Raw genomic sequence first — 22,968 nt, forward strand, 5'->3', positions numbered from 1 at the left:
TTATTCCCCCGCTTCTTGCCACTTGGCTTTGAGGGCGGCAACGCCCTTGATGGCGATGCGGCTGTTGGCAGCGAGGCCGCTGACGCTGGTTTGTGTGCCACTTTGGTTGACTGAAGTGACGGGGGTGGGGGTGTAGCCGGTTTCGGTTTCAACAAACACATAGGCTTTGTCACCGACCCATGCCAGCCCGCTGGAGGGGATGTTGAGGGTCGAGCCTGTTTCAGCAGCGCCTTGCAGTTTGACCTTGACGCTTTGCCCCGGATGCAGGCGGGTGTCGGTTTGTTTAAGGTCGGCACGGGCGATGACGTTCTGTGCCATGTCGAGTATGGGTTGCAGGGCGCGGATGGTGGCGTTGGCGGTGCTGCCTTCCACTTCGACGGTTTGGCCTGCTTGCACGGCGCTGGCTTGCGCCGGGGTCAGGGGAATTTCCAGCCCGAGGCGGTGCAGGTCGCCGATCTTGACCAGTGCAGCGGGGGCTTCGACTTGTTGGCCGGGTTCGACCAGCGTTTCCAGTATCCAGCCGTCGATGGGGGAAGTGAGGTGGATTTCAGCGCCTTCGTTGCCAGGCTTGGAGCCTAGCAGGCGGATGTTTTTTTCAGCGGCTTCGAGGTCGGCACGGGTCAGGTCAACTTCATTTTTGGTGAGTAGCCAGGTGTTCTGGGCAATCAGCCCTTGTGCCGCCAGACGCTGGTCGCGGGAAGCCGTGTCGCTGGCAAGGCGGTGTTTCAGATTGGCTTGTACGTACTGGCGTTGCGCATCTACCAGTTCGGGGGATGACAGAGAAACCAGTTTTTGCCCGCGTTCCACTGGCTCGCCTGCCTGATACAGCAGGGCAGTGATCAGGCCATCGGCAGGGGCTGCGACTACCCGCACACTGGCGGGGGGAAGCACGACTTTGGCGATGGCTTCCAGCCCCAGGCTGTTGGTGGCAGCGGTGGCGGGGGCGGATTCTATCCCCAGTGCGGTGCGTTGTTCCGGTGAAACGGGCAGGGTTTCAGCCGCCCAGTTCAGGGCAGGGAAGGTGGCAAGAGCGAACAGGAAATATTTCAACATGGCTAATCATCACTGTGAGCAGGGTAACACTTCCAGTATATTAGCTTTTACTAATAAATTGTAACGGGCAAAGGGTCAGTTCGTGGGTGGGTAGGGCATTTGCCCTATGCCGAATCAGGTTAAAAAGTCTTCAAAGAACCAGGCGGCGAACTCATGACGCCCGTTCAGGCCGGACTTGCGGTAGACGGCAATGGCTTGCTGGCGCACGGTTTTTTCCTTGGTATCGCGGATAGCAGCGATTTCATCAAAGCTCAAGCCTTTGAGCATGAACAGCGCGACTTCCTTTTCGGTCGGGCTTAGCCCCCATTCTTCCAGTTGTTCGTGGATGACTTCGATGTGTTTCTGGCTGACTTGCTGCAACTTTTTGTGCAGGTCGGAAATACGGGCGTGGGAATGGTTAAGCTGGGTGTGTAGCGACACGATTTCGCGGTGCTTACAGTAATTTTCCCACAGCAGGTAGATGACTCCGGCGAAAGAGATAATGACCACAATGGCATCTACCGTGACGTGCAGTAGGTTGCGGTCGGTTTTGTGTACGTCGGCGCTAAAACCATAGGTATGGAGTACTGCCACAATAAACAACAGCGAAATGATGAAAATATCTCTGGGGCGGAACATGGCGTTGGGTGATGTCTGTGGATGGTATAAGAGAGGGGATTCTAGTGGATTTTGGTAGGTCTATCCATGTCTTCTTGTTTTGTCATCCGGCAAATGTCTGTTAAGGCATTTGTCGGGTAATCTTGCGACATTCCTCCTCTGGTTGCGAATGCCTGTTGGGCGTTATTGTGTGCAGCTCATGATCACATGATCGTTTCTTCTTTGTACTATCGTTAACTTTAGGAGTTTAATCCCATGTTGAAACAAGCTACCCTCGCCGCCGTTGTGCTGCTGACCGCTATGACTGCCCAAACCGCTTTTGCGGCTGCTGATTGCCCTGCTAATCCCAAAGACAAGTGGCTGTCTGAGTTGGACATGCAGAAGAAGATCGTCAATGACTACGGTTGGGTGATCTACAAGTTCAAAACGGATGGCGAATGCTACGAAGTCTACGGCATGGCTCCGAAAGAAGAGGCCAAGCCTGCTGATGCGGCTGCACCTGCTGCTGATGCCGCCACCCCTGCGGTTGCCCCAGAAATGGTTAAGGTTGAAGCCTACTTCAATACCGCTACTGGCGAAGTCGTCAAAAAAGAAATGGACTAATCAGCCATGAAAACCAGTACGCATGAAATCGTTGTTTGGGATCTGTTTGTTCGGCTGTTCCACTGGTCTGTCGCCACCTTGTTCCTGCTGGATTTCTGGGTGCTGGAAGCGGGCGATCCGCCACATAATTGGTCGGGTTACGCCATTGGCTTTCTGTTGCTGGGGCGGATAGTGTGGGGCTTTACGGGCAACTATAACGCCCGTTTCAGCAGCTTTTTTCCGACCCCTGCGCGTATCCGCAAACATCTGTTGGAGATGCGCAAGGGGACGGTTGACCCCGCCGAAGGCCATAACCCACTGGGCGGGGCAATGGTGCTGTTCCTGATGCTGATGTTGTCGCTGATTGTGCTGACTGGCTGGCTACTGACCTGGGATATGTTCTGGGGTGAGGGCTGGTTGGAAGATCTGCATGAGCTGTTTGCAGACATCACGATGTGGGCTGTGGTGGTGCATGTTAGCGCGGTGGTTATCATGGGCAAGTTGCTGGGTATTCGTCTGATCCGCACCATGATCACCGGGAAGCGTTCCGTGTGACTGTGGGGATTTAGCTCAGAAAATCTTCAAAGAACCAGGCGGCAAATTCGTGCCGCCCGTTCAAACCGGACTTGCGGTAGATGGCAGTCGCTTGCTGCCGCACAGTCTTTTCCTTGGTGTCGCGTACCGTGGCAATTTCGTCAAAGCTCAGCCCTTTCAGCAGCAATAGCGCCACGTCTTTTTCGCTGGGCGTGAGATCCCACGTTGCCAGTTGTTCCTGAATCACTTCGCCGTATTGGCGGCTGGCTTGGCGCATCTTGTCGTTCATTTGTTGTAAGTCGGCGCGGGTCAGGCTGAGTTGGGCGCGGAGTTGTTCCGTTTCGCGCTGGCGTTTGCGGATTTCATGCAGCAGAAAACTGATGCCAGTGAGGGAAAGCAGGATGATCAGGGCTTCCACCACCAAATGGATGGAGCTGTGTTCGCTTTCTTGGTAGTCGTTGTAGAAATCGTAGACATTGAGCAGGGTGACGAAGACCAGCAGTACGATGAAAAAGCCTTCTTTGGTACGGAACATGGTGTTTTCCTTATGGGGCAAATGTCTCAGGTGGTGATTATAGCACCGCTATCGCTTTGACATTGTGAATTTTTGGGATTAAATTCCCAAACTATGGAAAACATGTTAACCCAAGCCATTTGCCGAATCCTTAGACCGCTGCTGCGTATCCTGCATCGGAAAGGCGTGGCTTTTGGTGAATTCAGCCAGTTGGCTAAACAGATTTACGTGGAGGTTTCAGAAGACGTGTTGGCAGCAACGGGCGAACGCCCGACCACTTCACGCATTGCCATTGCGACAGGTCTAACCCGCAAGGACGTTGCGCAGTTAAGGCAGGCAGCGAATGAAGACGGCTATTCCCCAACCCCTAGTTATAACCGAGGGGCACGGGTCATGACGGGTTGGCTGCACGATACCGAGTTTCTGGATGCGGCGGGTAAAGCGGTGCGGCTGCCGTTACAGGGTGATACCGGCAGTTTTGCGGCGTTGGTCAGCCGTTACAGTGGGGATATGCCGTACCGGGCGATGTTGCAGGAAATGGTACGGGTGGGCGCTGTTGAGGTGGATGAGGTATCGGCCTCTGTGCAATTACTGGGTTCGGGTTACATTCCGCATGGGGATGAGTCTGAAAAGTTTTCGATTCTGGGCACGGATGTGGCTGCCTTGATTGCCACCATTGACCATAACCTCACCACGCAAGAGCGTAGCCAATTGTATTTCCAGCGCAAGGTCAGTTACGACAATTTGCCTGAAGAAGCCTTACCCGCTTTCAAAGCGATGGTGGAGAAGGATGGCTTGGGCTTACTGATCAAGTTCAATGAATGGCTTGCCACCCAGGATAGGGACAGTAACCCGCAGGCAGGTGGAACCGGGCAGATGCGTGCCGGGGTGGGCATTTACTATTTCGAGGAGCCGGTTGCGGCTCAGCCAGAAGCGGATAAGAGGATTGAGGATGAAAATTAGGGCGATGGTTGTCTCCATGTTGCTAGCTGTGCTGCTGGTGGCGTGTGTTGGCAGTAATTCACTCCAGCTTGCCACGGGCGGGATTGGTGGAACCGGGATTGCTTCAGGGCCGATTACCGGGTTCGGTAGCATTTTCGTCAACGGTGTTGAATATGAGATCGACACAGCCACGCTGACCCGTAATGGGCATCCTGCCACCGGGCAAAATGAATACCGTATCGGCGAATACGTGGTGGTCAAAGGCACGGTGAATGCCGATGGACTGACAGGCACAGCGACCGAAGTGGCGTTCAGCAATGAGTTGGAAGGCACGGTGACCGCCGAAACGACTGATGGTGTTTCTATCGGCATTATGGGGCAGGTGATCCGCACGAATGCGTTGACGGTGTTCCACGGTTTCACCCAGCTTGCTGAATTGGCTGTAGACAATGTGGTGGAAGTTTCCGGGGTGAGGGATGGGCAGGATGTATTGCTTGCTACCAGCATGACGCTGAAACAGCTCCGTTATGAGCCGGGGACGGTGACAGAACTCAAAGGCTTGGTGCGTCAACTGGATGCGGTGAACAAGACCTTTCTGATTGGTGGCTTGTTGGTTGATTATTCGTCGGCAGTTTGGAAGGATTTTGGTGCGGCAACCTTGGCGAATGGTCAGTATGTCGAAGCTAAAACCCGGCAAGTTTTGCAAGGCAACCGGCTGTTGGCTTACGAAATTGAATTGGAAAATGAATACGACCACTACGATAACGGGGCGAAAGTTGAGCTGGAAGGGGTAGTGACCCGGTTTGTCTCCATCGCTGACTTTAGCGTAAACCGTCAGGCGGTGGTGACGACAGCGACGACTGAGTTTGAGGATGGCGCTGCCAGTGCGCTCAGGTTGAATGCCTTGGTGGAAGTCGAAGGGCAAATCAATGCGCAGGGCATATTAGTGGCGGATGAAGTATCTGTGAAGGATGCCGGTTTTTAAAAAAAATGCCCCGGTGTTGCAACCACCGGAGCATTCAACAACTTACCCATTAGGTAAGCACTTTGGTAAATGGCAACAGGAGAAAAACTCATGAAAGCCAGTATAAACATTCCCTTGGTCTTTGCGCTAGGGGTATTGCTCACTGCCTGTGGTGGTGGCACCACCTCTTCAGGTTCTTCGGTAAATAATATAACCACTGCTTCAATCGCGAGTACCGCACCTGTTATTAGTGCACCAGATGGTGCGCGTTTACTCGCTTCCCAGTGTTTTCAGTGCCATGGTATGAACGGGAATTCTGCCAGTGGTATTGAGGGGATAGGTGGTGACAGTGCCGCCGAGTTGGTGAGTGAGATGCTAGAAATGAAGTACAGCACCGACGTTAATGACATCATGCATCGGCAAGCAATGGGCTATAGTGAAGATCAAATCCGTTCCATTGCAACCTATCTTGCTGCTTTACCGAAAGGTTCTAATGGGGGGAATGACTAATGGCTAATTTGAATCGTCGTCAATTTTTGCAATCTTTGGGTCTGGCTTCGGCTGCCACGGCTGCGGTTGCTTTTCCGGGCATTATCAAAGCGGCTACTACCCGCCCACATGTAGTGGTGATCGGTGGTGGTTTTGCCGGGGCAACGGCTGCCAAGTACTTGCGTTACTGGTCGACTGCCGTTGATGTGACCTTGGTGGAACCTAATACTACGTATTATTCACCGATCCTCAGTAATCTGGTGTTGAATAACCAGCGTAACTTGAGCCAGATCAGTTTTAACTACAATACGCTCGCTTCCAAATACGGCATCAAGGTGGTGAATGATTGGGTGGATAGTGTTAATGCTCCCAACCAAACCATTAACCTGCGTGGCGGCTCGACGCTGGCTTACGACCGTTTGATCATCGCGCCGGGTATCCAGTTCATGGATGTGCCGGGGCTGGACAGCAGCAAGGTTCCCCATGCTTGGCAAGCGGGGGCGCAAACCACCCTGTTGCAGCAACAACTGGCGGCGATGCCAGCGGGTGGTACTTTCGTCATGACCATTCCGGCAGCGCCTTACCGTTGCCCACCGGGGCCGTATGAACGTGCTTGCGTGGTCGCGGATTGGCTGCGTACTAACAAGCCCGGTTCCAACGTTATCGTGCTGGATGCGAACCCCAAGATTACGGTGGAGGAGGCTACATTCAGCACTGCGTTTGCCGAGTATGGGGTGCAATACGTGCCGAATGCAGCGTTGTCGGGGGTGGATTCGGATCAAAAAGTGGCGCATACCAGTGCGGGCGACTTCAAGGCTGATGTGCTGAACGTGATTCCACCGCAAAGTGCGGGTGCGATTATTCATGCGACGGGGTTGGCGAATGTGGGGGCGCGTTGGGCAGGGGTAAACCCGTTGAGTTACGAGTCCACCGCTGTTCCCAATATCCACATTATTGGCGATTCGCAAGGTACAGGCCAACCCAAAGCTGGGCATATTGCCAATGCGGAAGCCAAAGTGTGCGCCGATGCGGTGTTGCGCTTGTTATCCGGTGGTCAGCCTTTTGCTGCCCCGATGACCAATTCGGCGTGTTATAGCCCGATTTCCAGCACTACGGCCTCTTGGTTGACGGCGGTCTATGCCTATGAACAGGCCAGCGGCACGATGAAGTTGGTGCCGGAATCCTTTGGTGCGTCAGATGTGCCTACGACCAAAAATTACAGCCGCATGTTTGACTGGACGACGAATCTGTTTAACGACACCTTCGCCTGACACTTATCTCTTGAGGGAGTATTTGGCCACCGTTCGCGGTGGCTTTTTTTTGTTTAAGGCTTGTTTAAGGTTACTGGTTCAACCTGTAACCTCATTCACCAATGAGGAAATAATCATGTTAACCCTTAACCGTTGTATGCAAGCGCTGGCGCTTTGTGCCGCGTTTGCTGCTCTTCCTGCCGCTGCGGAAACCCCGCAAGACATCCTCGATGGTTTCACCGTAGAGGCCAAAACAGAAGCGCCTGATTTTCAAGGCTTTGACGCTGAACGCGGCAAACTGTTTTTCAACAGCACCCACGGTAATGACTGGAGCTGTGCAACTTGCCACACCTCCAACCCCGCCGCTTCTGGCAAACACGCTAAAACCGATAAAGTGATTGATCCGCTGGCTCCCGCCGTCAATGCCGAACGCTTCACTGACCTGAAAAAAGTGAACAAGTGGTTCAAGCGCAACTGTGGCGATGTGCTGGATCGCGAGTGTACCTCGCTGGAAAAAGGCGACGTGCTGACGTATTTAATGGCTATCCAGTAAGGAGTCCATGATGTTATTCAACGCAAAAAAATCCACGCTTGCCATCACGTTAGCGGTATTGCTGCTATCCAGTTTCGGTGCCATGCAAGCATTCGGTGATGATGACGAACATGAGGGCAGGGAACATGGTGAAGGCCGTGAAGGCATGACAGGTGGTTTGCTAACCGCTAGCAATGCAACGTTTCAGACCGAATGCAGTGCCTGCCACATGGCTTACCCGCCCGGTATGTTGCCTGCGGCTTCCTGGAGGGAAATGATGGGTACGCTGGACAAGCATTTCGGTAGCGATGCCAGTTTGGATGAAGCGACAGTTGCCGAAATCCTGCCATTCCTTGAGCAGAATGCTGCGCCCGAACGCAAAGCCGATAGCGGTGAAAAACCCGTGTTGCGGATTACTGAAACGAGCTGGTTCAAGCATGAACATGATGAAATATCTGCGGCGACGTGGAAGAGGGCTTCCATCAAAAGTGCTTCCAACTGCATGGCGTGCCATACGAGTGCGGATAAGGGCAATTTTGACGAAGATAGCGTGCGCATCCCACGTTAAGGAGTAGCTGCCATGTTGCAACGTATCTTGGTGTGGGACGTACCCACGCGGGTATTCCATTGGACGCTGGCGCTGTCTTTCGCGGGGGCGTATCTGACCTCAGAGGGTGAGCGTTACCGTGACATCCATTTAGCGCTGGGTTACTTGATGTTGGGGATGATCGCGTTCCGGCTGGTGTGGGGTTTTGTGGGGACAGCTTACGCCAGGTTTGGTGCCTTCCTCTTCAAACCAGCGGCAGTGGTGGGGTATGTGCGTTCCCTGCTTAGCCCTTCACCGCAACATTATGTGGGGCATAATCCGGCGGGGGGCGTGGCGATTTTCCTGCTGCTGACGCTGGGTTTGCTGATTGGCCTGAGTGGTTTGGGCTTGTATTGGGAATTCGGTGACGAAGACTTGTTTGAAGAATTGCATGAAATCACCGCCAACCTCATGCTGGGTGTGGTGGTCGTGCATATTGCTGGCGTGCTGATTAGCAGCGTATTACACCGGGAAAATCTGGTGCGTGCGATGTTTACCGGATACAAGCAGGCGGCAAATGCGGTTAGCATTACCCGCAGTTACGTTTGGCTCGGTATGGTGATGGCACTGCTGAGCGCAGTCTTCTTGATCGTTTACTTATCGGGGAGTTAACCTGTATGCGGATTTTGGTGGTGGAAGACGATGCCCTGCTGGGCGATGCGATTCAGGCAGGGCTGACGCAAGCCGGTGATGCGGTGGATTGGGTGCGTGATGGTGTGCAAGCCGATCACGCGCTGGCTAGCGAACCTTATGCGGCGGTAGTGCTGGATTTGGGCTTGCCGCGCTTGTCCGGTCTGGACGTGTTGCAACGCTTGCGCCAACGTAAATCCACTATTCCGGTGCTCATCCTCACCGCCCGCGATACGGTGGAAGACCGCATTGGCGGGCTGGATCAGGGCGCGGATGATTATCTGGTCAAACCCTTCGATATGGGCGAGCTTGCTGCTCGCTTACGTGCTTTGATCCGCCGTGCCAATGGGCATGTGAACCCGCTGTTGCAAGTCGGTGGGGTGGAACTTGACCCCGCTGGGCATTGCGTCCGTTATCAGGGGGAAACGGTGGAACTGGCCAGCCGCGAATTCACCGTATTGCAGGCGTTGATGTTGAATGTCGGGCGGGTGCTTTCCCGTGCGCAACTGGAGGACAAGCTGTATGCGTGGGGGCAGGAGGTGGAAAGCAATACGGTGGAAGTCCACGTCCATCACTTGCGGCGCAAACTCTACCCCGGTTTGATTGAAACCATCCGGGGCGTGGGCTACCTGATTCCCCGCGACAAGGCGGCCTGATATGTCATTGAAACAACGCTTGCTGTTATTGGTGTTAGGGGTGGTGATGCTGGTGTGGATGGGGGCGGCGGCCTTCACGTATTACGATGCGCGGCATGAGCTCGGCGAGGTGCTGGATGAACATCCGGCGCAAGCAGCTTCCTTTTTGGGGGGGTATTCTACCCATCAGGACGATGATGATGAACATGGCGATGATGCGGCTGAATTGGCGGGGATGCGCGATGAACTGGCGTTGAAAATTACCCGCAATCTGTTGCTGCCCTTGTGGGTGGCTTTGCCGTTGCTGGCGGGGCTGTTGTGGTGGGTCATTGCTGCCAGCTTGCGCCCGCTGGTCAAACTGACGCAAGCGGTCGCCAGTCGTCAGCCGGACAATCTTGCGCCGTTGGATGTGGCTGCGCCGCGTGAAGTCATGCCGCTGATCGAGCGCCTCAACCACCTGTTTGCCCGCACCGGCAAGTTGATCGAAAACGAACGCCGCTTTACGGCCGATGCTTCCCACGAATTGCGTACCCCGATTGCGGCGATCAAGGCACAGTTGCAAGTCGCGCAAGGGGCAAGTGATGCCGCAGGGCGTGATCACGCGTTGGATAATGCGATTCAAGGCTGTAACCGTGCTACGCACTTGATCGGGCAGTTGCTGACATTGGCGCGGCTGGAAAGTGTGGATACGACAGCTCTACAAGCGTGCCGCTTACGCACCTTGGTTGCCGAAGTCATGGCAGAGCTTGCCCCGCAAGCGCTGGAAGCCGGGGTGCATCTGGAATTACGCGACGGTGCGGACATCACGGTGCAGGGCTTGCCCGCCTTGTTGCAAGTGATGGTGCGCAATCTGCTGGATAATGCGGTGCGTTACACCCCAGCGGGTACGTTGGTGACGGTGGACATTATTCACCAGCAGGGTAAACCTTGTATCCGTATCAGCGACAACGGTTCCGGTTTGCCTGCGGCGGAATTGGCGAAAATCACCCAACGCTTTTACCGCCCGCTGGGTACGTCTGCCAGTGGCAGCGGTTTGGGGCTGTCGATTGTGCAGCGTATTGTGGAGTTGCATCAAGCGACGTTACAGATTACACCGGCTGCTGATGGGGTAGGCTTGAGTGTGACAGTCGAGTACCGTTAGACTGTCAGCAATCTCTCAAGCCCGGTCATCGGGAGGTCTGGAGCTATGCGAACGTTTCAATATATCCTCGGTGATTTTGTCAATGCACTGTTTTCCACTGCATCGTTTCAAGAACGCTTCAATCTCTATGTGCAATGTGTCGAAAAATTGGGATTTGAAGGGCGCGTTGTTTACACTTTTCTGCCGCTATTTAGTTTGGAAAGAGAAGGTGCTTTATTTCCGGCTACACCCGAATTTATTTATACGGATGGCTATCCAATTGATTTTTTGAGGCATTATGTCAAAGAGGATTTGGATCGCTATGATGTTAGCATTAAGAAAATCAAGCGCAATGACTTTTCGCTAACCAATTATCGCGAACACGCCAATACAGTAGGGCTACAACCTGATGAAAGCCATTTTGATAAGCTAGCTACACAGGTGTATGGGTGTATTAATGCCCTGTGTATTCCGGCTGCGGGGGTGAGTGGTATTTCTGCGATCAATATGGTCAGTCACGAACAGCCTTACCTGTTTAATCATCTGATGGCGGAACGTTCAGCGCTGTTGTTACAGGTAACGCAAATATTCCATAGTCTAGTATTGTCGGATGCTCAAACCTGCACTCAGTTTACCTCCCCGTTTCTGCCTAGCTTGAATGATACTGAAATCACGATTTTGCGTTATGTGGCGTCGGGCAAGCCCTTCAAGAATATTCAGGATCATACTGGGATTTCGTATCGCTACGCTTCCAAGGTGTTAGATAAGTTACGTGATAAGTTGGGCGGCATCAATCGTGATCGATTGCTCTATTTAGTAGGATTGCTACGCTTGTGATTCAGGGTAGACACTTTATGTTTAAATCGAAATCTTCGATATTAATAGCTAAAAAATATCGTTATACAAATAGTTAACCAGCCGTTAGCCTGTGAATACAGTAAAAGTAACTCGAAGAGGAAACGCGCCATGTTAAGTCATGCAACTTTAGAACGTGATACAGAAAGCTATCTGGTTAATCCCGAAGATTGGAGCCATGAGGTCGCAGCGGAATTAGCGGCGGAAGAAAACATTGATCTGACCGCCGCACATTGGCCGATCATTGAATTTGTTAGGGAGTATTGGGATGAGCACAAAATCATCCCCGATGTTCGCCATGTTGTCAGCCACATGGCGCAAGAGCAGGGTATCGACAAAAAAGCTGCTAAACAGCAAGTGTTTAGCCTGTTTCCTTATGGCTATGTGAAACAGACGTGTAAAATTGCGGGGATGCAACGTCCACGCGGTTGGAGTACAGGCTGATTAATGAGCGATCGTTTCTGTTGCCAATTCTCGAAGCAGGGTGAGTGCCTGTTGGCATTCGCCGGTTGCCATGTTGGTTGGGTAAATAGCATAGGTTGGTAGCCGGAAACTGGGGCTGTTAGGGATAGGAAATAGCTTACCCTTCGCCACCAGTGGTTCCGCCATGCGTTGGGGCAAAAAGCAAGAGCCGCCATTCTTGAGTACCAGTTGTACTGCGAGCCAACCGATATTAGCGAGCAGTGCAGGGCGTTCCAGCTCTGGGAAATGGTTACTGTGTTCGGCATAGAACCTTGGTCCCCAGTCGACATACACGTAGTTTTCATCTGGCCATGAGGTGTTTGGATTAGTACCGACCAGAATGACGGTTTCATCGAATAGGTATTCCACTTGTAGTCCGGGGCTATGCTGCGGGGTGTACATCAGGCCAATATCCATTGTGCCTTCGATCAGGCGGCGCATCAGATCTTCTTCAAAACCAATTTCACTGCGGATAGACACATCCGGCAGTTGTGTGCGCATTATGCCGACCCATTCGGGCAGGAAACCAGCATCCCACAACGCAATACGAGCACCAATGGTTAGGCTGGCGCGGTAACGCCCCGGTAAACCCACATCATGCCGGGCTTGTTCCATCGTGAGCAGTAACGTTTTGGCATGGCGCATGAAACGTTTGCCCGCCGATGTTAGTGTTGCGCCGGAACGGTTACGCACAAACAGTCTGGTGTGCAGGTAGGTTTCTAGATTTTGAATGCGGGCGCTGACAGTTGACTGTGTGATATACAGGCGTGAAGCCGCTTCAATGAAACTGCCATTGGCGGCGACGGCGAGAAAGGTGCGAACTTGATCAATATCCATGCGCGCGATTGTACGACGGGATCAGCGTATCAATACAGGCTAGTAGCCCGTATTGGTGAATATGTGGTTGTGAGCAGCGTTGTCTCGTCAGACTTTTTTCCAAAATTCTCGCTGACAAGAACGGCAATAACACCGACCTTGGGTAGGTTTAAGGATTTTTTGTAGTCGTGAACGGCGAATTTGTTCCCAGACTTGACTGCCGCAATGAGGGCAGTTTTCTTTTTCTATTTTCAGCATGAAACCAGACCCCTATTAACTTTCTCTCTGTTTTTTTATTTTATGGATAGTTGTTATTTATGGCAAATAATTTTGTTGTAATTCTGCCAATGTTTCTGGATAAATTTTATCCAATTCATCCACTAGTGGGTTAATACCGCTACTGTCCGCCTGTTCACCTTTGTATTGCAAGACTTTGCAAATCTCTGCCATGGCTTCGGCGCCAAGGCTCATGCAAGAACCTTTCAATTTGTGGGCGGCTTGTGCCATTGCGTGCCAGTTAGCGTCGTTCGCATGGTGGCGAATCTCTGTCAATAGCGGCGGTGTGGTATTCTCAAACATTTGGATCAATCGAGGCAGAATTACCGCCGGTAATTGCTGCAAGGCTTCAGGCGCAAGTAGTTTCATGATGATGTTCCTGTGTGGTGTTTTGGGTAGGAATAGTGGCGCTTGGTTTACTGCACCAGTGTTTTAATACAGCTTCCACGGCAGAGGGTAAGACAGGTTTGCTGATGTAATCATTCATGCCTGCTGCTAGGCATTCGCGTTTATCACTTTCCATGGCGTTGGCGGTCATGGCGATGATGATGGGTTGGCGTTCGGTTGGAAAATCGGCACGAATGCACCGAGTCGCTTCCAGTCCATCCATTTCTGGCATTTGCATGTCCATGAAAATGACGTCGTAAGGTTTCTTGTGTAGGGCTTGGAGTGCTTGTAGGCCATTTTCTGCAATATCCGCTTTGTAGCCGATTTCATCCAGAATCGAGGCGGCAACGATTTGGTTGATCGGGTTGTCTTCCACCAGCAAGATAGAGAGTGGTAAGCGTTCTCCAAGTTTGAGCAGGAATTGCTCAGGGCGGGTGGTGACCAAGTTGAGTTTGCCCAGTACCGTCATCAGGCTGTCGAATAAACGGCTGCGAGTAATGGGTTTGGTCAAGTATAGGTTGAAGAGTTCGTGAACCATTTCTTTTGGATGCGGATCATTCGGTGGGGCGATTAGAATGAGCGGCAGTTCTTGTTTGTTGTAGTGGCTGCGGACGTATGTGGCGAAATCGATGGCGGATGCATTAGGTAGATTGCTGTCGATAAGGCAAATGTCATAGCGTTGTCCCGTGGATATGCGGGCGATGGCTTCGTTGCTGGAAGCGTAGGCTTCGGTGATTGCGCCCCAACTGAGGCAGAAATCTTGCAATGCTTGTTGGTTGATACTGCTGTTTTCTACGATTAGGATGCGCTTGCCGATAATTTCTGGGATATCAGGGTAAAGGAAAGGTTTGAGCTTGCCTTCTACTTTGCGTGTTTTGATGGTGAAGTGAAAACGGCTGCCAACGTTGAGTGTGCTTTCTGCCCAGATTTCCCCTTCCATCATGTTGACTAGACGGCGTGAGATAGCTAAGCCAAGCCCAGTACCTTCGTTACTAGGTGAAAGCGGATTATCTGCTTGACTGAATTGCTCAAAGATATTCTCTAAGCGATCAGCTGGAATTCCATTGCCCGTGTCATTGATCTGGAACTCCAGTTCATATTCATCGCCTTGTTTGTAGCTTGGCATGACTAAGATGGTAATTTCGCCTTGGTGGGTAAACTTAATGGCGTTGCCTAGCAAGTTGGTGAGGATTTGCCGCACGCGTACTGTATCACCTTCAATAAATAGTGGAATGGAAGTGTCAACTGCGTAGGCTAGCTCTAGATTTTTTTCTAGCGCTTTGGAGCTGAGTAGGTTGAGTACTTCTTCGATGCAGGCGCGTATTTCGAGTGGCTCACGTTTGAGATCCAGTTTGCCTGCTTCGATTTTGGAGAAATCAAGTACGTCGTTAATGACTGTGAGTAGGTGTTCACCACTGAGGTAGATGCTTTCGACAAAGTCGGTTTGTTTCTTGCTCATGGGGGTGTTCATTAACAGACGTGTCATGCCTATCACGCCGTTCATGGGGGTGCGGATTTCATGGCTCATGGTGGCAAGAAAGCGTGCTTTGGTTTTTACGGCGGCTTCAGCAACTTGTTGGGCTGTTTGTGCTGTTCTTGTTATGTGTTGAAAGCGGGTGGAAAAATACAGGCGACTGATGATTAAGATGACCATGAGTAGCAGCATTTCCCATAAGGCATTGCTCTTGATGCTGTTCAACCGTTCAGTCATTAAAGTAGCACTGTCCATATTGCTGTGGATAGATGCTTGAATGGCGAGGCCGATTTGTTCGCCTGTCGCGTCATCCAATGACTCCATGTCTTCCATTAATTGACGGGCTTGATTGGCGGTTTCTCTGGCAGCGATTGCCGATTGAAGCCTGCGATCAAGGGGTAACTCATCAATGTCATTTGCTAGCCCAAGCATCATGCCAACGGATTTTTCGTAATCACTTTTGAGTTCAGGGAGACTGTTTTTTGGCCAGACTTCTATTAGTTCCTGAGAGTATTGCTGTAATAGGTATGAATGTTCTTTGATCTTTGATGGATTCTCTGCATTATTCTCTAGGGTAGTGGCTAATGTGGAAAATTCTTCATCTAATATATCAATGACTTGGCGTTGTTTGTCAATTCGCGTTTCGAGTGTGATCTGCTGCTGGAAGGCATCGTAGGCAGCTTGTAACGATACGGTGGAGGCTTGTAGGTTGTGTTCAGCTTTTGTAGACACATCCGTTAGACTAAGCCATGTCAATAGTGTAATGACACCCAGCAATGAAGTGAGCAACAGGCTATCAAGGATTTGTAGCAGTCGCATGTTATTGAAAATACGCATGATCAATGCTTTAGTCTCTACCGTTTGAAAGCAAGTTTGCCTGAGATAAAATCCTATCTAGAGGCAATGGCCACCATTGCTTATTTATTTTTGATTATATGGTTAGTCGTGAGAATGCTGTTTCTTTTGTTATCTTTAGAAGATAATAACAATAAAATTCTTTTATTGAAATAAGATTTTACTGGCTAATAATGAAAAAGCCCCGTGTAGTCAGAGACTACCGGGGCTTTTTGAATAATGGCGGAAAAGAAGGGATTCGAACCCTTGATACGTTACCGTATACACACTTTCCAGGCGTGCTCCTTCGGCCACTCGGACACTTTTCCGCAGGATTCTGCTGCTGCAAAACCAAGGGCGCAATCGTAACGCACGTTCAAGGTCTTGTAAACTGTATAACCTGACTTTTGCACAGTGTGATGGTTGTACGGTGTGGATATACAGTTGGTCGGTTAGGATTCGACACACCAATGTGGATAAGTTAGCATGGCCGTTGGGGTTTACAACAAAAAATATAAAGCCATGTCATTTATTCCGAAATTTCAAACATTCATGCATTGGTGGGGTGAGGGCTTGTATAACGGCCTTCCTAATTCTGCCCGCAAATTATTCCGTACAACTTTGCCGCGTTTGCTATTGCAAATGCTGGATGAGCGTACGGTAGATGCTATGTGGTTGCAGGACGGTAAGCAGCAAACGCTAGGGCGGTTCGCTTTACAGGATGGCAATACCAAACTGGCAGATGCTTTACCCAAATACACCAAGGGTAAGCCTTATCAGGTGGAGTTACGGCTCGGTAAAACGCAAGTATTGGCGTTACAGCATTACTTTCCAGAAGCGGTCAAAGAAAACCTGCAACAGGTATTAGGTTATCAACTGGATCGTCTCACACCTTTTACAACTGATAGTGCATTGTTTGATGCACGTGTAGCGCAACATGATAAGGGACGCAAGGAGATTCTGGCTGATATTTTTGTGGCTCCTAAGTTGCTTATCGAGCGTTTGAAGCAGCAATTAGTCGGTATTGGTGTCGAGACTGTGCAAATAGTATCGGTATCTGGTGCTCACCCTGACATTAATTTGGTCGTGCGGGATAATGCCGTGCGCCAGCAGGGTTGGTCAAAAATTCCTCTCTATTTTTTCCTAGGGACATTGGCGTTGGCGCTATTGGTTCCACTGGGTTACAAATATCGCAGGGTAGATCAAATTGATACGGCTTTGGCGGAAGTGCGCAGCTCTTCCACTGAACAATTGTCGATCCGTGAGAAATTGGTTGAGGCTGAAGATGCCCTAATATTCATTGAGGCTAAACGTAAAACTTCACCTGTCGCCTTGGATATAGTGGAAACGTTATCTGCTGCCATTCCTGAGCATACTTGGTTGGAACGTTTGGGGATTCAGGGGGGGAAGCTGGAGATCCGGGGTGAATCTGGTAAAGCATTGTCCTTGATTGACACGCTAGAGGAAGCGCCTGAGTTTTCCAATGTGCGCTTTAAGTCACCAGTTACTCGCAACAAAGATAATGGACGTGATCGTTTCAATATTGAAGCTACGTTAGAGGTTCCTCATGCTGAATAATCCACTATTACGTCAGCATCAAACCTTGCTGTCTTGGAGCCTACTGGTCTTATTATTGGTGGTCGGAGTATTTCTGATCATTATACCTGGTGTGCAAAAATCGCTGGAGTTGAGTGATAGGATTGATAGTGGCTATCAGCAATTGTCACGTTTTCGCCAGATAGCTAATGCTACCCCCGAATTTATGGCTGAATACGAACGGGTACAACAAAATGGCTTGGATAAGCTATTTTACCCTGCTGGTATGACCTCCGCCCAAGTTGCCAAGGAGCTGCAAAAAAATCTTTCCAATGTTATCACCCGTGACAACGGGGTGTTGATCAGTTCTGAAGTATTGGATGAGCAGCAACAGGAAGAGGGAGGGGACAATTCTGTTTATCAACGGGTTATGGTGAAAACTGTGTTTCAAAGCAGTCCAGCCTTATTACGAGAAGTGTTGCATCAGGCTTATCGAGCGCGTCCGTTAATGTTTGTGGAAAGTCTTGATGTGAAGCCGTTGGAGGGCGAAGACGGCAAAAATCAGGTGGTGAAAGCTGAAGTACAAGTGTCTACCTATTGGCGTGGTGGGGAGGTGCAACATGAAACAGTTGATTAAGCCGCCCGTGCAGTCAATGTTATGGTTGAGTGGCGTTATTTTACTAGGCATAACCGTGTGGAGTTTACTCAATTTAAAAATGCTGGATGAACAGCAGGCTCAACAAACGGACAGCATTAGTGTGAAAATTCCTGACGCAAGTGCACTCGATGCTCCAGATTTGAATAGTTACCCGCAAATGGTCAGTACGCCGTTGTTCTGGGAGAGTCGTAAAGCTGTCGAGCCAGAAACAGAGGTGGCACCACCGGTAGTAGTAGCTGCTCCTGTGGATACTACCTTGCCGGAAGGGCGTCTAATCGGCATTGTGGATTTGGGTGAGCATTTGTTTGCGATCATGGAAAATGCTGCTGGTGGCAGTGTGCATTTACGCAAAGGGGATATGTGGGGAGCATGGAGTGTTAAGGGTATCGACCCAGATCGTCTTATCTTAGGTGTTGGTGATCAGGAACGGGTTATTCCCTTGGTGGCTGATTTCTCTGCCCCACAAGAAAGTCCACGAATAGCTGAAGCACGCGCTGTGCAACAGGCCGCACAGAAACATCAACAGGCGGGTCAGGCCGTGGCTATGAAGCCTCCTACTCCGCCGTCAGCCGCTGGAAATCCACCTGCGGGTATTGGTTTGCCCTTCCCAGCCGATACTCAAAAGCAACCACCTGCTTTGTCTGTGAACGATGCACTAGAAGCGCGTCAGCGGTTAATGGCGTCTCGTTGGGGGGCGCTCACAGGCGACGAAGCACCCGTAATAACAGGAAAATAGGTGCTATTTATCCGATAAGCTGTACTTTTTATTAAATTGATAAACCATTAGTATAGTTAAATAAAATCCGGCATTACATTATTAGATCGGATTTCAGAATAAAAATAAAAATATATGGGGTTAACTTTGTGAAATACAGGGGCAGCATTATAGGGCTTGTCAGTGTGGCGGTACTTATGTCCGCTTGCACGTCAATAAAAGGTAGCCCGGGTTATCGTAGTAACATCAAAACCGCCGGTTTTCAACGTAGTGATGCGGTAAAGGAATTGGATTCTGCTGCGGTGGGATTATCACGTCCAGTCTTACACCCAGCCGATACGGGCAGTCTCCAAACCGTGGGTTATCGTGATGATAGCAATGCTTCCCCTGCTTGGGATTCCATGCCGTCGGGGAAAACAGGAAGTTCTAGCAAGGCGGGTAAGTCCGATGATGTAGAGTTGATCCTGGGTACTCAAGATTATTACCGTTCAGATGTAAAACGGCCTGCTGTTGCTAACAAAGCTGCTCGCGGTGCAGGTATTGCGCTTAACTTTGAGCGAGCCAGTATCCGTGAAGTAGTTAAGGTGGTACTGGGGGATATCCTCAAGGAAACCTATACCGTAGAACCAGGTGTTGAAGGTGAGGTGACGATTAACTCTTCCGATCCGATTGATCGGGATGCCTTGATTCCAACGCTAGAATCCCTGTTACAAACGCAGGGTGCTGTATTGTATAAGGATGATACGGGTAATTACCGTGTGGCAGCACGTGCTAATTTGAAAGGGCGTGGCTTCACGCCCTCTACTGGGTCAATCAAACCCGGTTACAGTATGCAGGTGGTGACGTTACGTTACATTCCTGTTTCTGAAATGCAAAAGATTCTGGAACCACTGGCCAGCCCAGATGCTTTTGTACGGGTTGACCCGAACCGCAATATGTTGGTGCTGGCTGGAACCAGTTCCGAACTGGCTAACTTGATGGCAACCATCAAGACATTTGACGTGGATGTGTTGAAGGGCATGTCAGTTGGCTTGTACAAGGTTAAAAATGTGGAAGCAGGGGTTGTAGCGAAAAACTTAGATGCCCTGTTTGGTGAAAGCGGCAGCAGCCCTATGGCAGGCATGATTAAAATCATGCCGATTGAACACATGAATAGCATCATGATCATTTCTGCAAACCCAGACTACCTCAAAGATATGAAGGACTGGGTAGACCGTTTCGATCAGGTTAGCCAGACGGCCGGTCAGCAACTGTTTGTTTATCAAGTGCAGAATGGTGATGCTGAGCATCTGGCAGATATGCTCAATCAGATTTTTGGCGGCAAGAAAAGTAGCAGTAAGAAAAGTGCCTTGCCGGGCAGTGATGCTTCCAGTCTTGCGCCGGGTTTAGCGCCTGCGACCGTTGGTGCTGATGGTCAGCCGACATCGGAACCCGCCAGAACCATGCTGGGGGATGCGGGAGACGATGGGCTTAGCATTAACCCGGATGCGGAAGTACGCATTGTTGCTGATAAGGTGAATAACTCACTGATGATTATGTCCACCGAGGAGACTTACCAGCAAATTCAGGATTCACTCAAACGTCTTGATATTATGCCGATGCAGGTACAAGTAGAAGCTTCCATTATGGAGGTGACCTTGAGCGATGGTCTGGAGTATGGTTTGCAATGGTACTTCAAGAATAACGGTAATGCTTTCGGGGCTAGCGGTTTAGGGGGCTTGGCATCGAGTGGGGATAGTTACAGTGCGCCCAGTGGCTTCTCTTTTTCTGCTACATTGGGTGCAGAACGCGTCATGGGAGCGATCAATGCATTGGCGCGTGAATCCAAGGTTAGGGTATTATCCTCACCATCCATTTTGGTGCTTGATAATCAGACAGCTTCCATTAAGGTAGGGGATCAGCAGCCCGTGTTTACTGGCAGCTTGTCTACACCGAGTGGTAGTGGCTCCACCCTAACAACCGCGACTACGGTGCAGTATAAAGATACTGGGGTTTCCTTGCAGGTAACACCGCATGTGAATACCAATGGCTTGGTAAAAATGGATATCCAGCAGGATATTACTGATGTGGGTGAAGTGGATTCGGCTACGGGTAACCGCAGCTTCTTGCAACGTAATATTAAAAGTAATGTGGCAGTTAAAAGTGGTGAAACTATCGTCTTAGGTGGTTTGATCCGCGATAACACGACCGAAGGAAGCAATGGTGTACCAGGTTTGAGCAAATTGCCGGTGATTGGCAGCGCGTTCAGCGGTAACAGCAAAAGCGGTAAACGCACTGAATTGCTGGTGTTGATTACACCGACCGCGATCAAAAGCCAGCGCGATCTGGTGAAAACAGGCGAAGAAATGCGTGAGCGGATGCAGGGCTTGATGGATGGCGATAAATTCCTGCCACAACTGAAGGGGCAATATGTCAATTAGAAATACAATGAGTATGCTGCTGGCAGGTTCACTGCTAGCGGCGTGTAGCTCGACAGAATCGGTTATTACCGAATTCGCGCAGCAGCGTTGGGATGCCATGATCAGTGGTAATTTACCACAGGCATATGAGTATTATACCGATGCGTTCAAGGCAACTACACCACTGGATGTCTTTAAGCATAAGGCAAATGGTGTGGGGTTGTGGAGTAAAGCGCAGGTAAAACAGGTTCAGTGCGAAGCTTCCGGGAAGCGCTGTCAAGTTGCCGTAGATGTGACGGTTTCAATGAAAATGCGTGGGCTCAGCAAGCCAGTGGATACCAGTGACGTCGTGAATGAAACATGGGTCAAGGATGGCTGGTTTTCAGACTGGCGGTATGTAAAGCAGTGAATGTTATTATAAAAACAATTAATTGATTGCGTATAATAGTCTCGTTATTTCCGAAAATCGTGAGCTGGAAATTAACCAGATTCAAACAGTAAAATTTTCAATACTCCGTCAACAATATAAAATATAGAATCAGGAGGCACGCAAGTGTTTAAGAAAAATAAAGTTGCCATGAGTGTCGTGACTGGCATTTTAGGTGTCGTTGGGGTCATCTCCAGTGCACAAGCCGTGCATGTCAATCCAGATGGTACAGGTCAGGTATTATTATTTCCTTATTTCAATGCGAATGATGGTTATGTCACCAACGTTAACTTGGTGAATTCTACCGACCAAACCAAAGCGGTCAAGATTCGCTTCCGTGAGGGCAGAAACAGCAATGACGTGCTGGACTTCAATATTTACATGTCTCCTGAAGATATTTGGACAGGTTCAATCAAGCCAACCAAAGACAGTAGCGGCAATTTGGTTGGTACACTAAGTACGGGTGACCGGACATGTACATTACCTGCCTTGGCCTCTTGTGATGATGGTAAATGCGTTGCTGAACAAGCATTCACAGGTCAAAACGTTTACAAAGATGTAACAGCCGCTGATACGCGCGAAGGTTATATTGAAGTGATTGAGATGGGTGTTGTTGATGAGCCTACGGTAAAAGCGGGTGTGTTACATAGTAACGGTAAGCCTAGCAATTGTAAGGCTGTCGAAGATGCTTGGAACAAAAAGACCTTTATGCAAGGCGAAGGAGCTGCGGCGAAAGGCTTAAGCCAGCCAACAGGTGGCTTATTCGGTTCTTCAGCCATTATCAATATTAAGCGTGGCTCTGCCTTTGCGGTTGATCCCATTGCTATCGATAACTACAGTACCCAAGCACAACATTATTTGTCAGATGACTCGAACACTTTTCTGTTGCCATCACTGGCTTCCGGTAATGTGACTAGTAGTAGTGTTATGACCAAGAATTCGTCTGGTGGGTCTGAGTTGGTCGTAACTGAGTGGTCTAAACAAGCTGATGCTTGTTTGGAAGATAAGGATGAACTGACACCACAGTGTGGTACTAACCCCTATCCAATGGCTCACGCCTTGTTGGCACCGCATTTGATGAACGAATACTTCCTTGACCCAACTGATGGCTATGATGGTCATACGGATTGGGTAGTGACGCTGCCCATGAAAAAGCACGGCATTAATCAAGCGACGAAAGATGTTGTAGCAAACTTCGAAAATGGCATTTTTGACCGCGAAGAAAGCCGTGCTAGTTGGGCGGCTAAAACCGAATTTGGTTTCTCACCTGTGTTAACAGGTTCAAAAGCAGAGTCCAGTTTGTTGGGGCGTGAAGTCAATATTGTTAGCTTCAAAACAACTGACCCATCGTTTGACAATACCTGTGATGTTCTATCCAGTGAGGCTCGTCAGTTGGTGAGTACGGGCGCATTTGTGAGTGGTTGGGCACGTCTCTCCTTCCCGGGTTACAGCCTCAGTAGTGGTTTCAAGTCTGCTACAGGTTATGGTCTGAATGCTGCCACTTACACTGCTACTAGCAATGTATATAAAGGTGTTCCGGCGATTGGCGCAGCCTTCATTGAGGGTAATGTTAGCAATAACCCGAATGCCCGTTTTGGCGATGCGCTACCCCATAAGATTCAGCGCGACTAAATTCATCGCTCACCTTTTGTGGGGTGAGATGAGTTGATTGGATATTTTTTGTAGAGATGATAGGCAGCA

The 22,968-nt window shown here is 50.2% G+C and carries 25 protein-coding genes and 1 tRNA gene; 19 read left to right on the forward strand and 7 right to left on the reverse strand.

Annotated elements, in window-relative coordinates:
- Together Q394_RS0107035 and Q394_RS0107040 are read right to left on the reverse strand one after the other, a co-directional pair.
- Entirely contained in the window at window positions 1–1,053 is a 1,053-nt protein-coding gene (locus Q394_RS0107035; RefSeq protein WP_051543007.1) for an efflux RND transporter periplasmic adaptor subunit, read from the reverse strand.
- Window positions 1,054–1,167: 114 nt separating this feature from the next.
- A complete protein-coding gene (locus tag Q394_RS0107040) occupies window positions 1,168–1,671 on the reverse strand; it encodes a helix-turn-helix transcriptional regulator (RefSeq protein ID WP_028488658.1) in 504 nt (167 codons plus the stop codon).
- A gap of 234 nt (window positions 1,672–1,905) precedes the next feature.
- Between Q394_RS0107040 and Q394_RS21370 the strand changes: the two genes are divergently transcribed.
- Window positions 1,906–2,253: a PepSY domain-containing protein gene (locus tag Q394_RS21370; RefSeq protein WP_051543009.1), complete on the forward strand. Its 348-nt coding sequence runs from the start codon at window positions 1,906–1,908 to the stop codon at window positions 2,251–2,253.
- 6 nt (window positions 2,254–2,259) lie between these two features.
- Window positions 2,260–2,787 (forward strand): cytochrome b/b6 domain-containing protein, encoded by a 528-nt coding sequence (locus Q394_RS0107050; RefSeq protein WP_028488659.1) that lies wholly within the window; start codon window positions 2,260–2,262, stop codon window positions 2,785–2,787.
- A 10-nt stretch (window positions 2,788–2,797) separates the two neighbouring features.
- Here the strand turns inward: Q394_RS0107050 and Q394_RS0107055 are convergent, their stop codons facing one another.
- Window positions 2,798–3,301 (reverse strand): helix-turn-helix transcriptional regulator, encoded by a 504-nt coding sequence (locus Q394_RS0107055; protein ID WP_038140794.1) that lies wholly within the window; start codon window positions 3,299–3,301, stop codon window positions 2,798–2,800.
- 93 nt (window positions 3,302–3,394) lie between these two features.
- Here Q394_RS0107055 and Q394_RS0107060 point away from each other — a divergent pair, with 93 nt between their 5' ends.
- The 11 genes from Q394_RS0107060 to Q394_RS0107110 all read left to right on the forward strand — a co-directional run bounded on the left by Q394_RS0107060 (window position 3,395) and on the right by Q394_RS0107110 (window position 11,727).
- Window positions 3,395–4,243, forward strand: coding sequence for a DUF6502 family protein (locus Q394_RS0107060; RefSeq protein ID WP_028488661.1), 849 nt, complete (start codon window positions 3,395–3,397; stop codon window positions 4,241–4,243).
- Window positions 4,233–5,207: a DUF5666 domain-containing protein gene (locus Q394_RS0107065; RefSeq protein ID WP_028488662.1), complete on the forward strand. Its 975-nt coding sequence runs from the start codon at window positions 4,233–4,235 to the stop codon at window positions 5,205–5,207. Before Q394_RS0107060 ends, Q394_RS0107065 begins: the two co-directional genes overlap by 11 nt.
- Before the next feature lie 90 nt (window positions 5,208–5,297).
- A complete protein-coding gene (locus Q394_RS0107070; protein ID WP_028488663.1) occupies window positions 5,298–5,696 on the forward strand; it encodes a c-type cytochrome in 399 nt (132 codons plus the stop codon).
- On the forward strand, window positions 5,696–6,946 hold the full coding sequence (locus tag Q394_RS0107075; protein ID WP_028488664.1) for an FAD-dependent oxidoreductase: 1,251 nt from the start codon (window positions 5,696–5,698) through the stop codon (window positions 6,944–6,946). The genes Q394_RS0107070 and Q394_RS0107075 overlap by 1 nt, the downstream gene beginning before the upstream one ends.
- Window positions 6,947–7,061: 115 nt before the next feature.
- The gene (locus Q394_RS0107080; RefSeq protein WP_051543012.1) at window positions 7,062–7,478 is read left to right on the forward strand and encodes a DUF1924 domain-containing protein; all 417 of its coding nucleotides are present in this window, start codon (window positions 7,062–7,064) and stop codon (window positions 7,476–7,478) included.
- A gap of 7 nt (window positions 7,479–7,485) precedes the next feature.
- Complete coding sequence (locus Q394_RS0107085) at window positions 7,486–8,025, forward strand: diheme cytochrome c (RefSeq protein ID WP_028488666.1); 540 nt, start codon at window positions 7,486–7,488, stop codon at window positions 8,023–8,025.
- 12 nt (window positions 8,026–8,037) lie between these two features.
- Window positions 8,038–8,655: a cytochrome b/b6 domain-containing protein gene (locus Q394_RS0107090; protein ID WP_028488667.1), complete on the forward strand. Its 618-nt coding sequence runs from the start codon at window positions 8,038–8,040 to the stop codon at window positions 8,653–8,655.
- 5 nt (window positions 8,656–8,660) lie between these two features.
- A complete protein-coding gene (locus Q394_RS0107095; RefSeq protein ID WP_028488668.1) occupies window positions 8,661–9,329 on the forward strand; it encodes a response regulator in 669 nt (222 codons plus the stop codon).
- A 1-nt stretch (window position 9,330) separates the two neighbouring features.
- Window positions 9,331–10,449 (forward strand): ATP-binding protein, encoded by a 1,119-nt coding sequence (locus Q394_RS0107100; protein WP_028488669.1) that lies wholly within the window; start codon window positions 9,331–9,333, stop codon window positions 10,447–10,449.
- Between the two features lie 45 nt (window positions 10,450–10,494).
- Window positions 10,495–11,265 carry a helix-turn-helix domain-containing protein gene (locus Q394_RS0107105; RefSeq protein ID WP_028488670.1) on the forward strand — a complete coding sequence of 257 codons (771 nt, stop codon included), beginning with the start codon at window positions 10,495–10,497 and terminating at the stop codon, window positions 11,263–11,265.
- A 129-nt stretch (window positions 11,266–11,394) separates the two neighbouring features.
- Window positions 11,395–11,727: a TusE/DsrC/DsvC family sulfur relay protein gene (locus Q394_RS0107110; protein ID WP_028488671.1), complete on the forward strand. Its 333-nt coding sequence runs from the start codon at window positions 11,395–11,397 to the stop codon at window positions 11,725–11,727.
- Here the strand turns inward: Q394_RS0107110 and Q394_RS0107115 are convergent, their stop codons facing one another.
- The 4 genes from Q394_RS0107115 to Q394_RS0107130 all read right to left on the reverse strand — a co-directional run bounded on the left by Q394_RS0107115 (window position 11,728) and on the right by Q394_RS0107130 (window position 15,861).
- Window positions 11,728–12,582 (reverse strand): LysR family transcriptional regulator, encoded by an 855-nt coding sequence (locus Q394_RS0107115; RefSeq protein ID WP_028488672.1) that lies wholly within the window; start codon window positions 12,580–12,582, stop codon window positions 11,728–11,730. It lies immediately after the preceding gene.
- Between the two features lie 294 nt (window positions 12,583–12,876).
- The gene (locus tag Q394_RS0107120; RefSeq protein ID WP_028488673.1) at window positions 12,877–13,206 is read right to left on the reverse strand and encodes an Hpt domain-containing protein; all 330 of its coding nucleotides are present in this window, start codon (window positions 13,204–13,206) and stop codon (window positions 12,877–12,879) included.
- Window positions 13,187–15,535 (reverse strand): response regulator, encoded by a 2,349-nt coding sequence (locus Q394_RS21375; RefSeq protein WP_051543022.1) that lies wholly within the window; start codon window positions 15,533–15,535, stop codon window positions 13,187–13,189. Before Q394_RS21375 ends, Q394_RS0107120 begins: the two co-directional genes overlap by 20 nt.
- Window positions 15,536–15,773: 238 nt before the next feature.
- Window positions 15,774–15,861: transfer RNA gene (locus tag Q394_RS0107130), tRNA-Ser, on the reverse strand.
- A 157-nt stretch (window positions 15,862–16,018) separates the two neighbouring features.
- Here Q394_RS0107130 and Q394_RS0107135 point away from each other — a divergent pair.
- The 6 genes from Q394_RS0107135 (at window position 16,019) to Q394_RS0107160 (ending at window position 22,899) form a co-directional block, all read left to right on the forward strand.
- Window positions 16,019–17,110: a PilN domain-containing protein gene (locus Q394_RS0107135; RefSeq protein ID WP_028488674.1), complete on the forward strand. Its 1,092-nt coding sequence runs from the start codon at window positions 16,019–16,021 to the stop codon at window positions 17,108–17,110.
- Window positions 17,100–17,705, forward strand: coding sequence for a type II secretion system protein GspM (gene gspM / locus Q394_RS0107140; RefSeq protein WP_028488675.1), 606 nt, complete (start codon window positions 17,100–17,102; stop codon window positions 17,703–17,705). The genes Q394_RS0107135 and gspM overlap by 11 nt, the downstream gene beginning before the upstream one ends.
- On the forward strand, window positions 17,689–18,462 hold the full coding sequence (locus Q394_RS0107145; protein WP_028488676.1) for a hypothetical protein: 774 nt from the start codon (window positions 17,689–17,691) through the stop codon (window positions 18,460–18,462). Before gspM ends, Q394_RS0107145 begins: the two co-directional genes overlap by 17 nt.
- Window positions 18,463–18,638: 176 nt before the next feature.
- Entirely contained in the window at window positions 18,639–20,861 is a 2,223-nt protein-coding gene (gspD, locus tag Q394_RS0107150; RefSeq protein WP_051543025.1) for a type II secretion system secretin GspD, read from the forward strand.
- Window positions 20,862–20,868: 7 nt separating this feature from the next.
- Window positions 20,869–21,249, forward strand: a complete 381-nt coding sequence (locus Q394_RS0107155) for a hypothetical protein (protein WP_028488678.1) — start codon at window positions 20,869–20,871, stop codon at window positions 21,247–21,249.
- 144 nt (window positions 21,250–21,393) lie between these two features.
- On the forward strand, window positions 21,394–22,899 hold the full coding sequence (locus tag Q394_RS0107160) for a hypothetical protein (RefSeq protein WP_028488679.1): 1,506 nt from the start codon (window positions 21,394–21,396) through the stop codon (window positions 22,897–22,899).
- Window positions 22,900–22,968 lie beyond the last annotated feature (69 nt).

It is taken from the genome of Thiothrix lacustris DSM 21227, assembly GCF_000621325.1.
Lineage (GTDB): Bacteria > Pseudomonadota > Gammaproteobacteria > Thiotrichales > Thiotrichaceae > Thiothrix > Thiothrix lacustris.